This window comes from Bacillus sp. AFS041924 (assembly GCF_002577195.1).
Taxonomy (GTDB): domain Bacteria; phylum Bacillota; class Bacilli; order Bacillales; family Bacillaceae_G; genus Gottfriedia.
This window is the reverse complement of sequence record NZ_NULG01000010.1, coordinates 60,715-71,050: the sequence shown is the minus strand read 5'-3', so window position 1 is coordinate 71,050 and position 10,336 is coordinate 60,715. Positions and strand designations below refer to the sequence as shown.

General features: G+C 35.1%; 7 protein-coding genes. 1 reads left to right on the top strand and 6 read right to left on the bottom strand.

From position 1 onward, the window contains the following. Positions 1 to 53: 53 nt before the first annotated feature. Entirely contained in the window at positions 54 to 431 is a 378-nt protein-coding gene (locus COC46_RS03890) for a response regulator (RefSeq protein ID WP_098808442.1), read from the bottom strand. Between the two features lie 200 nt (positions 432 to 631). On the opposite strand from COC46_RS03890, the gene COC46_RS03885 reads away from it, so the two are divergent. After that, complete coding sequence (locus COC46_RS03885) at positions 632 to 1,156, top strand: DUF2529 family protein (RefSeq protein ID WP_176545049.1); 525 nt, start codon at positions 632 to 634, stop codon at positions 1,154 to 1,156. A gap of 70 nt (positions 1,157 to 1,226) precedes the next feature. Here the strand turns inward: COC46_RS03885 and COC46_RS03880 are convergent, their stop codons facing one another. The 5 genes from COC46_RS03880 to COC46_RS03860 form a co-directional block, all read right to left on the bottom strand. Then, entirely contained in the window at positions 1,227 to 2,828 is a 1,602-nt protein-coding gene (locus COC46_RS03880; protein WP_098808440.1) for a CTP synthase, read from the bottom strand. Between the two features lie 313 nt (positions 2,829 to 3,141). After that, entirely contained in the window at positions 3,142 to 3,690 is a 549-nt protein-coding gene (gene rpoE, locus COC46_RS03875; RefSeq protein ID WP_098808439.1) for a DNA-directed RNA polymerase subunit delta, read from the bottom strand. Between the two features lie 371 nt (positions 3,691 to 4,061). Next, entirely contained in the window at positions 4,062 to 7,301 is a 3,240-nt protein-coding gene (gene icmF / locus COC46_RS03870; protein ID WP_098808438.1) for a fused isobutyryl-CoA mutase/GTPase IcmF, read from the bottom strand. A 126-nt stretch (positions 7,302 to 7,427) separates the two neighbouring features. Beyond that, positions 7,428 to 8,558: an acyl-CoA dehydrogenase gene (locus tag COC46_RS03865; protein ID WP_098808437.1), complete on the bottom strand. Its 1,131-nt coding sequence runs from the start codon at positions 8,556 to 8,558 to the stop codon at positions 7,428 to 7,430. Positions 8,559 to 9,013: 455 nt separating this feature from the next. Beyond that, positions 9,014 to 10,195, bottom strand: a complete 1,182-nt coding sequence (locus COC46_RS03860) for an acetyl-CoA C-acetyltransferase (RefSeq protein ID WP_098808436.1) — start codon at positions 10,193 to 10,195, stop codon at positions 9,014 to 9,016. Positions 10,196 to 10,336: the final 141 nt, after the last annotated feature.

The following is a 10,336-nucleotide window of genomic DNA, read 5'->3' as shown; positions in this document are numbered from 1 at the left end:
GCACATGCTGGGCGCACAAATAAAAGCAGATGGTTTGCTACCCATCTGCTATTTTACTGCTGAGATTGTGGTTGTGAAGTGTGTTCTCTGACAACCTTTTTAATTTCATCAATATCAAATGGTTTTGGAAAATATTGTAGTGCTCCTAATTTTTTAGCTTCTTCAATAATATCGAGTTCACCATAAGCCGTCATCAAAATAACTTTAATATCTTTATTGATTTCTTTGATTCGTTTTAGAATCTCTACTCCGTCCATACCTGGTATTTTCATATCAAGAATAACTAAGTCGGGACAATCCTTTACTACAATATCAATTGCTTGAAAACCATTAGCCGCCTGAAAAACCTCATAGCCTTCTTTTTTGAAAATTTCGTGTAAGAGTAAACGAATACCGTACTGATCGTCTACTATAAGTAATTTAATTCCCAAAAATAGTACCACCTTTCTTAACCAGATAACGTTCTAAAAAAAAACACAAATTCCCCTAAATTTACATTCTACTTAAAAATCCTTTTTTCCTGCAATTACTCGGAAAATTTACAAAAATTACTTTTCGTAATTTTTTTAGTATCTATCTAAATTACAGTATAATGGTTAGAACATACTTTTATAAGAAGGAGTATTACGAAATGTTAAAAATTTTTTCGACACAATTGAATGGTGTTTTTCAAAAAATAGTTAAGCAAGATGAAGTATTTGAAGATGCTTCACGTTTCCTAGCACAGGCAGTTATAGGCGAAGGAACTGTTTATGTTCATGGTACAAAAGAATTTGCTGGTATTGTTTCTGAAATTACTGATGGAGCAGAACAAAACGGTTCGATTAAACCATTATTGATTAACGGTGAAATACAAACGTTATCCCCAGTAGATCGAGTACTTTTATTTACGAGGCAGACGGATGATCAAGAAGCTATTCTCCTTGCGAAAAAACTAGGAGAATCAAATATTGGACTAGTTGTTGTTTCTACCACAATCAACGGTGAAGATCATTTAACAGAGCTTGCTGATGTATTTATTGACTATGGGTTATCAAGAAAGCTAGTACCAACTGACGGAGGTGACCGTATCTGTTTACCTACACTACTCGCCGGATTATTCATTTACCACTGCTTATTACTAACAATGAACGAGATACTATCAGACTTCGATTAAAAAATAATTGTAAAATAACAAAAACACCCAACAAAATTTAAAAAATCTGTTGGGTGTTTTATTTTATGCCTTAACCTCGGTTTTGAAGTGATGCTCCAACGAAGTCTCTGAATAAAGGTTGTGGTCTGTTTGGACGAGAAATAAATTCTGGGTGGAATTGAGATGCTACAAACCAAGGGTGGTCTGGTAACTCAATAATTTCTACTAAACGACCATCAGGGCTAGTTCCTGAGAAGATAAATCCTTCTTGTTCCATTTGTTGACGGTATTCATTGTTGAACTCATAACGATGACGATGACGCTCGTAAACTACTTCATCACCATATGCTTCATATGCTTTTGAACCTTCAATTAATTTACATGGATATAAACCTAAACGTAATGTACCACCTAAATCCTCAACGTCTTTTTGCTCTGGTAATAAATCAATTATTGGGTAGTTAGTTGTTGGATCGATTTCTGCTGAATGAGCACCTTTCAATCCTAAAACATTTCTAGCAAATTCAATTGATGCAATTTGCATACCTAGGCAAATACCTAAGAATGGTACTTTATTTTCACGAGCGAATTGAGCAGTTAAAATTTTTCCTTCTACACCACGGTCTCCGAACCCACCTGGTACAAGAATTCCATCAACATCGCTTAATAGTTCATTTACGTTAGCTGATATAACTTCTTCTGCGTTAATCCATTTAATTTCAATTTCGCTATCAAAAGCAAATCCTGCGTGCTTTAACGCTTCTGCTACTGAAATATAAGCATCTTGTAATTCTACATATTTACCAACAAGAGCGATTTTTGTTGTTTTAGTTAGGTTTTTAACTTTATCTACTAGAGAAATCCACTCTGTCATATCTGCTTCATTAGTTTGTAGTTTTAAATGATTACATGCAATACTGTCTAATCCTTGTGCTTGTAATGCTAATGGGATTTCGTAAAGAGTGTCTGCATCTACACATTCGATTACGTCTTTAGCATCCACATCACAGAATTGAGCAATTTTATCTTTCATTTCTTGTGGTACAGTTGTTTCTGAACGTAAAACGATCACATTCGGTTGAATACCAATACTGCGAAGTTCTTTTACACTGTGTTGAGTTGGTTTTGTTTTTAACTCACCAGCTGCTTTAATATAAGGAAGAAGTGTACAGTGAACATACATTACGTTGTCACGACCTACATCGCCTTTAATTTGTCGAATAGCTTCCATAAACGGTAATGATTCGATATCACCAACAGTTCCACCGATCTCAGTGATAACAACATCCGCATTTGTTTCTCGACCAGCACGGAAAACTTTATCTTTAATCTCATTTGTAATATGTGGGATAACTTGTACTGTTCCTCCTAAGTAATCTCCACGACGTTCTTTTTGTAAAACTGTAGAATAAACTCTACCACTAGTTATATTGTTGAATTTAGTAACATTAATATCGACGAATCTTTCATAATGACCTAAATCTAAGTCTGTTTCTGCCCCATCATCCGTTACGAAAACTTCACCATGTTGGTATGGACTCATTGTCCCTGGATCTAAGTTAATGTATGGATCAAACTTTTGAATTGTTACGTTCAACCCTCTGTTTTTTAGTAGTCGTCCTAAAGATGCTGCAACAATCCCTTTTCCAAGAGAAGAAACTACGCCACCTGTTACAAAAATATACTTTGTCATAATTGAGCCCCTTTCATTTTTAGCATTCGTATCTTATTTTTCCTTACTAGAAATTACAAAGCTAAATCTTTATAAAAAATTATTTCATAACATTTTTTATGCATGCTTTATTGTCATCCAAAATTGGGTTTTTTCATGCAAATTTTTAACATTTGAATCAAATCAAACATAACATTTATCGTTTTTTTTCATTTTGTATTTGTAAAAAAACAAAGACGCCCCCTATTTAAAATAGGGAGCGTCAAAATATATTTCGTTCTTTTTAAAGAGCCCAATAAGAATTCTACTCATTCAGTACTGAAAAGTCAAGAACTTATCGTTTTTCTTCCTCTTCAAATTCATCTAATTCTTCGTCATCTTCATCTTCTAGCTCTAAATCTTCATCTTCCAAGTCGATATCTTCATCGTCTTCGTCGATTTCTTCGTCATCGAACTCATCCGTTTCATCATCTTCAACTAGATCTTCATCTAAATCGTCTAATTCAAGCTCTTCTTCTTCAAACTCGTCTTCTTCAGTTGCATCATAATCTTCGAATTCATCTTCTTCTTCGAATTGCTTACGTTTCTTCTTAGGTTTTGCAACAGGTAATACTTCTTCTTCAGCTTGATCATATGGATACCAAGCACGTAATCCCCAGCGATTCTCACCTAAACATACAAAACGTCCATCAATGTTTAATTCAGTATAAAATTGAGGAAGTTTCTCTAAAAGTGCTTCTCTAGTTACACCTAAAACTGTTGCCATTTGATCTACTAAATCATAAAAAGAAATAGGTTCTTTTGTTTCACTAAAAAGTTCATACGCTAATTCAATAAGCGATAATTCTTTTAATTGCTCTTCCGAGTATTGCTTTAAACTCAAGGTAAGCACTCCTTTAAAAATAATATTTTCTCCATAATTCAATAACATTATGTATAAATTTTACTTGTTAGTTATAAAATACATATCTTTCATTATAAACAAAACTAAGTTAAATATGCTAGCACCTTGACTATATTTTTCAATATTAGATTAATTTTTCACGAAAATAGTAAAATGAGCGTCTAAAAGACGCTCATTTTACCTTGCAAAAAGCACTTATACTCTGAAAGTATTATTTCCATCGATTGAAGAAGTAGCTTTTTTTTGCTTAAGTGAGAAACGTAATACATGATATCTAGCTCCAGTCGTTTGCCCCTCGAGGTCATAAGCCAATTATCGGGGCAGAGCGAACGACTTTTCTCATTTCTTTATTACATATTTCTACGGTATTGTCCGCCTACTTCATATAATGCTTGTGTAATTTGTCCTAGGCTAGCAATGCGTACAGTATTCATTAGCTCTTCGAATAAATTACCATTCATGCGAGCAACTTGTTTCAATTGTTCTAAAGCAATTTGTGCTTCAGATCTATTTTTAGCTTGGAATTGTTCTACATGATCAATTTGCGATTGTTTTTCTTCGTAACTTGATCTAGCGATTTCCATTGTATTAATTGATTCCATTTGTTCGTTAGGGTTGATATAAGAGTTTACGCCAATGATTGGAAGTTCTCCATTATGTTTAAGTGTTTCGTAGTAAAGTGACTCTTCTTGAATTTTACCACGTTGATATTGAAGCTCCATCGCACCTAATACGCCACCACGATCACTAATTCTCTCAAACTCTTTTAGAACTGCTTCTTCTACTAAGTCAGTTAGCTGTTCAATGATAAATGATCCTTGAATTGGATTTTCATTCTTTGATAGACCATTTTCTTTTTGAATAATTAGCTGAATAGCCATTGCTCGACGTACTGATTCCTCAGTAGGAGTTGTAACAGCCTCATCATATGCGTTTGTATGAAGTGAGTTACAATTATCGTATAAAGCCAATAACGCTTGTAATGTAGTACGAATATCATTAAATGCCATCTCTTGAGCATGTAGAGAACGACCTGACGTTTGAACATGGTATTTAAGTTTTTGACTTCGCTCAGATGCACCGTATTTTTCCTTCATCGTAACTGCCCAAATTCTTCGCGCCACACGTCCGATTACTGAGTATTCAGCATCAAGACCGTTACTAAAGAAGAACGATAAATTATGTGCAAAATCATCAATCTTCATGCCTCGACTTAAATAATATTCAACATAAGTAAATCCATTTGATAAAGTGAATGCAAGTTGTGAAATTGGATTTGCCCCAGCTTCAGCAATATGATATCCAGAAATTGAAACTGAATAGTAATTACGAACACTATTATCAATAAAGTACTGTTGAATATCTCCCATCATTTTTAATGCAAATTCTGTTGAGAAGATACATGTATTTTGTCCTTGATCCTCTTTTAAAATATCCGCTTGAACTGTTCCACGAACTTTTTGTAAAGTTGCTTGTTTTACTTGAGTAAATTCTTCAACGGTTAAAATTCGACCTAGTTCTTTTTCCTTTAATTCAACTTGTTGATGAATAGCTGTGTTTAAGAACATCGCTAAAATAATTGGAGCTGGACCGTTAATCGTCATCGAAACTGATGTTGAAGGGCTACACAGATCAAAACCATTGTAAAGCTCAATCATATTTTCTAATGTACATACATTTACGCCACTTTCACCAATTTTCCCAAAAATATCAGGGCGAATTGCTGGATCTTCACCGTATAAAGTTACTGAATCAAATGCTGTACTTAGTCGTTTAGCAGGATCATTCTCACAGAGATAGTGGAAGCGTTTATTTGTTCTACTTGGAGGTCCCTCACCAGCAAATTGGCGCTTCGGATCTTCGTCTTGACGCTTGAATGGGAACACTCCAGCTGTAAACGGGTAGTACCCAGGTACGTTTTCTTTTGCAACCCATCTTAGTAAGTCGCCATAGTCACGATATGTTGGAACAGATACTTTAGGTATTTTCGTACCTGATAATGTTGTTGTTGTTAACTCGACTTTAATTTCTTTATCTCTTATTTTTTGTACAAGTTGATTTTTTGAATATGCCTCTTTAATCACTTTAAAATGATTTAGAGCTTGTTTAGTAGAAGGAGCAAGAGATTCCTCAAATTTATTTTTCAAATCTACTAGTGTACTTTTTCCATCTTCAATGTTTTGTGACTCGATTTCGGACAGAGTTCCCTCAATTTGATAAAGCTTTGAAGCCTTTGCCGCTTCAACTTCAGTTTTAGCATGATAATCTCTTACAGTTTCTGCGATTTCTCTTAAATAAAAACGGCGATTACTTGGAATAATGACATGTTGTTTCTCAACGTTTCCTGGTTTAATATAAGTCGTCTTCCATTCATTTGCAGTATGCTTTTCAATCGCACCCGTTAAAGCTAAAAATAAATTATTAGTACCTGCATCATTAAATTGACTAGCGATCGTACCGTAAACAGGCATTGTAGCTATATCATCATGGAAAAGATGGCGGCTACGTTGATATTGTTTTTGAACTAGACGTAATGCATCCTCTGATCCTTGACGTTCAAATTTATTAATTGCAATTAAATCTGCAAAGTCGATCATATCAATTTTTTCTAATTGAGAAGGTGCCCCGAACTCACTCGTCATAACATACAGATGAATATCACTGTATTGAGTAATTGCTGCATCACCTTGACCGATACCACTTGTTTCAACAAAAATCACATCAAAATCCGCTGTTTTTAAAATTGATATCGTATCCTCTAAAGCATTCGAGATTTCAGATTGGCTGTCTCGAGTCGCTAAACTTCTCATATATACATTTGGGTGGTGAATTGAATTCATACGAATACGATCACCTAATAGTGCCCCACCTGTTTTTCGTTTCGTTGGATCAATCGATACGATACCGATTGTTTTTTCAGGAAACTCTTGAATAAAACGGCGTACTAATTCATCTGTTAATGAACTTTTACCAGCTCCACCAGTACCAGTCATACCAATAACTACACTTTTACTAGTTTCTGATTTCTCTAATGTTGCTGCCATTTCTAAACTTGAATCTAAAGAACCTTTATTTTCAGCCAGAGTAATGAATCTAGCAATCTCTTTATGATGTGTTGCAGATAATTTTTGAACGTTTTCTAAGTCCTTCAAAGGTGGAAGAAAATCTGTGCTTTGTAGCATATGATTAATCATTCCTTGAAGCCCCAATATACGTCCGTCTTCAGGTGAATAGATTTTAGTAATTCCGTATGCTTCAAGCTCCTCTTGCTCTTTAGGCAAGATTACACCGCCTCCACCACCAAATAGCTTGATGTGAGAAGCACCTCTTTCTTGAAGTAAATCATACATGTATTTAAAGTATTCCATATGTCCACCTTGGTAGGAAGAAATAGAAATACCTTGTACATCCTCTTGAATAGCTGCGTTAATAATTTCTTCAACAGAACGGTTATGACCTAAATGAATAACTTCTACACCGTTTTCTTGCAATAATCTTCTAATCATATTGATCGACACATCATGGCCATCAAATAAGCTTGAAGCAGTAACAAAACGAATCTTATGTTTAGCTTGATACTTTTCTACCATACTAATCATCCCCCGGAATTATTATTACCTATTCGTAAAAGAAAACTTGGTAAAGGTTATCCCATATTCCTTATACCAAGCTATCCTGATCATTCGTAATGCGAAAATAAGATTAAATATATATTTTTATAGCATTCTTGAGATTACTAGTTTTTGAATTTCTTGTGTACCTTCATAAATTTGAGTAATTTTAGCATCTCTCATAAAACGTTCCACTGGGTAATCCTTTGTATATCCATATCCACCGAAAACTTGTACTGCTTCTGTAGTAACTTTCATTGCAGTATCTCCTGCAAATAATTTCGACATTGCAGATTCTTTACCATATGGAAGCCCATTAGATTCTAACCATGCAGCTTGATAAGTTAATAGACGAGAAGCTTCGATACTTGTAGCCATGTCAGCAAGTTTAAACGAGATACCTTGTTGAGCGATAATTGGTTTTCCAAATTGAACACGCTCTTTAGCATAATCTACTGAAGCATCTAGAGCACCTTGAGCAATACCAACTGCTTGTGCAGCAATTCCATTTCTTCCGCCGTCAAGAGTTTGCATAGCAACTTTAAATCCCTTACCCTCTTCACCTAATAGGTTTTCAGCTGGAATGCGGCATTCTTCAAAGATTATTTCAGTTGTTGGAGATGAACGAATACCTAATTTACTTTCCTTCTTACCAACTGAAAAACCTGGTGAATCACTTTCAACGATAAAAGCAGAAACTCCGTGTTTATTTGTAGGATCAGTCACTGCAAATACTACATAAATTTCAGCTTCTCCACCATTTGTGATAAATATTTTTGAACCATTTAAAATATATTCGTTTCCTTCTTTTCTAGCAGTCGTTCTCATTCCACCAGCATCTGATCCAGATCCTGGCTCAGTTAATCCGTAACCACCAATTTTTGTTCCTTGTGCAAGTGGTTTTAAGAATTTTTGTTTTTGTTCTTCAGTACCAAATTTATAAATCGGCCAACTAGCTAATGAAGTGTGTGCAGATAAAGTTACACCTGTTGAAGCACAAACCCTAGAAAGCTCTTCAACCGCAATAACGTAAGCTAAATAATCACTACCAATTCCACCATATTCCTCTGGGAATGGAATTCCTGTTAATCCCAACTCAGCCATTTGATCGAAAATTGAACGATCAAATTTTTCATGCTCATCACGCTCAGCAGCTGACGGAGCAACCTCATTTCTAGCAAAATCTCTTACCATTTTACGAATCATTTCATGTTCTTCACTTAAACGAAATTGCATAGATCATTTCCCCCGATTTTTGCTAGGACAAGGATCACAATCAAATCAAAAGTTTCAATTAAAGATCATTATTATATCCTATTCCCTTTAACCCAATTGCTCCCTTATCACTGCCATGTTCTTTTTGTCGAATTTTGTAAGCGTTAACATAATAATTTCTACATTGACTAAAAAGATAGTCTACTATAAATAATATTAGACAAAAAACTGAAAATTCCTGTTATTTTTTGTAGAAAAATTTTAGTGTAGAAAGGAAGGAAAAAAAAGGGGAGATGAAATAGAAAAACAAAACGTAATGGAATTGAAGACAGGAACAAGGGAATGCAGAATCAATGGTGGAGGAAAAGAAAATAGATCTCCTTTCCTTCTTTCCAATGACCAGCATTCCCTATATGCTCTACTTTAAATATTCCTTGCCTTAATCGATCACGTTTTTCCTATACTATACTCTATCCTTAACGTACCTCTACTAAAATAGCGTCTCCTTGACCACCGCCGCTACAGATTGCTGCAATTCCTAGACCTCCACCTCGTGCTTTTAGAGCATGAATTAGAGATACAATGATTCTTGCACCACTTGCTCCAATTGGATGTCCTAGAGCAATAGCTCCACCATTAACATTTATTTTTTCTAAAGGAATATCAGCAATTTTTGCACTTGCTAAAACTACTGCTGCGAATGCTTCGTTAATTTCAAATAAGTCTATATCAGAAATATTTTTATTTGTTTTTTGTAGTAATTTTTGAATTACATATCCCGGAGTTCTTGGGAAATCTTTCGCTTCTACAGCCATTGATTCCGTAGCGACAATTGTAGCTAATGGTGTATAGCCATTTAGTTTCGCTTCTTCCTCACTCATTAATAAAAGTGCTGCAGCTCCGTCATTGATTCCAGGTGCATTTCCTGCTGTAATTGTTCCGTCACGATCAAATGCAGGAGATAGCTTTGCTAATTTTTCGATTGAAGTATCTTCCCTTGGACACTCATCTACTTCTATCTTTGTTACGACTCCTTTTTTGCCAACAGACTCAATTGTTACAATCTCTTCTTCAAATCTACCTGTTTTAATTGATTCAACTGCAAGTTGGTGACTGCGAAGTGCCCACTCATCTTGTTGCTCACGAGATAAGTCTTCGATTTTAGCAACCTCACTTCCATATGTACCCATATGAACTCCGGTAAATGAACAAGTTAGACCATCTACTAAGATGCCATCCTTTAATTCTGTGTTCCCCATTTTATTTCCCCATCTTAAAGATGTTTGATAAAAAGGTGTATTACTCATTGATTCCATTCCGCCTGCGACAATACGCTTACTTTCACCAGAACGAATTAATAAGTCTGAAAGCATGACACTTCGCATTCCTGATGCACATACTTTATTAATTGTTTCTGATCTTGTTTCCCACGGTAATCCTGCATTTCGTAACGCTTGTCTAGAAGGTAATTGTCCTTGTCCACCTTGTAAAACTGTACCCATAATTACATCATCAATTGATTCAAAAGAATGGTTAACACGGTTCAATGTTTCTTTAATCGCAATACCACCTAGTTCTACAGCGCTAAAACCTTTTAACGCGCCACCCAAACGTCCTATAGGTGTTCGAACTGCACTTACTATAACTGTTTTACTCATCCCAAATTCCCCCTTAAATGAATAACTAATTTCTCCTCTATAAAAAAATTCTATAATTAATCCAATCAACAAATAAAAGGTGTACTAGCTGTAGATCAAATTAAGACTGTTGAAAGGCTCACCAACGGTCTGAAAGGTGTA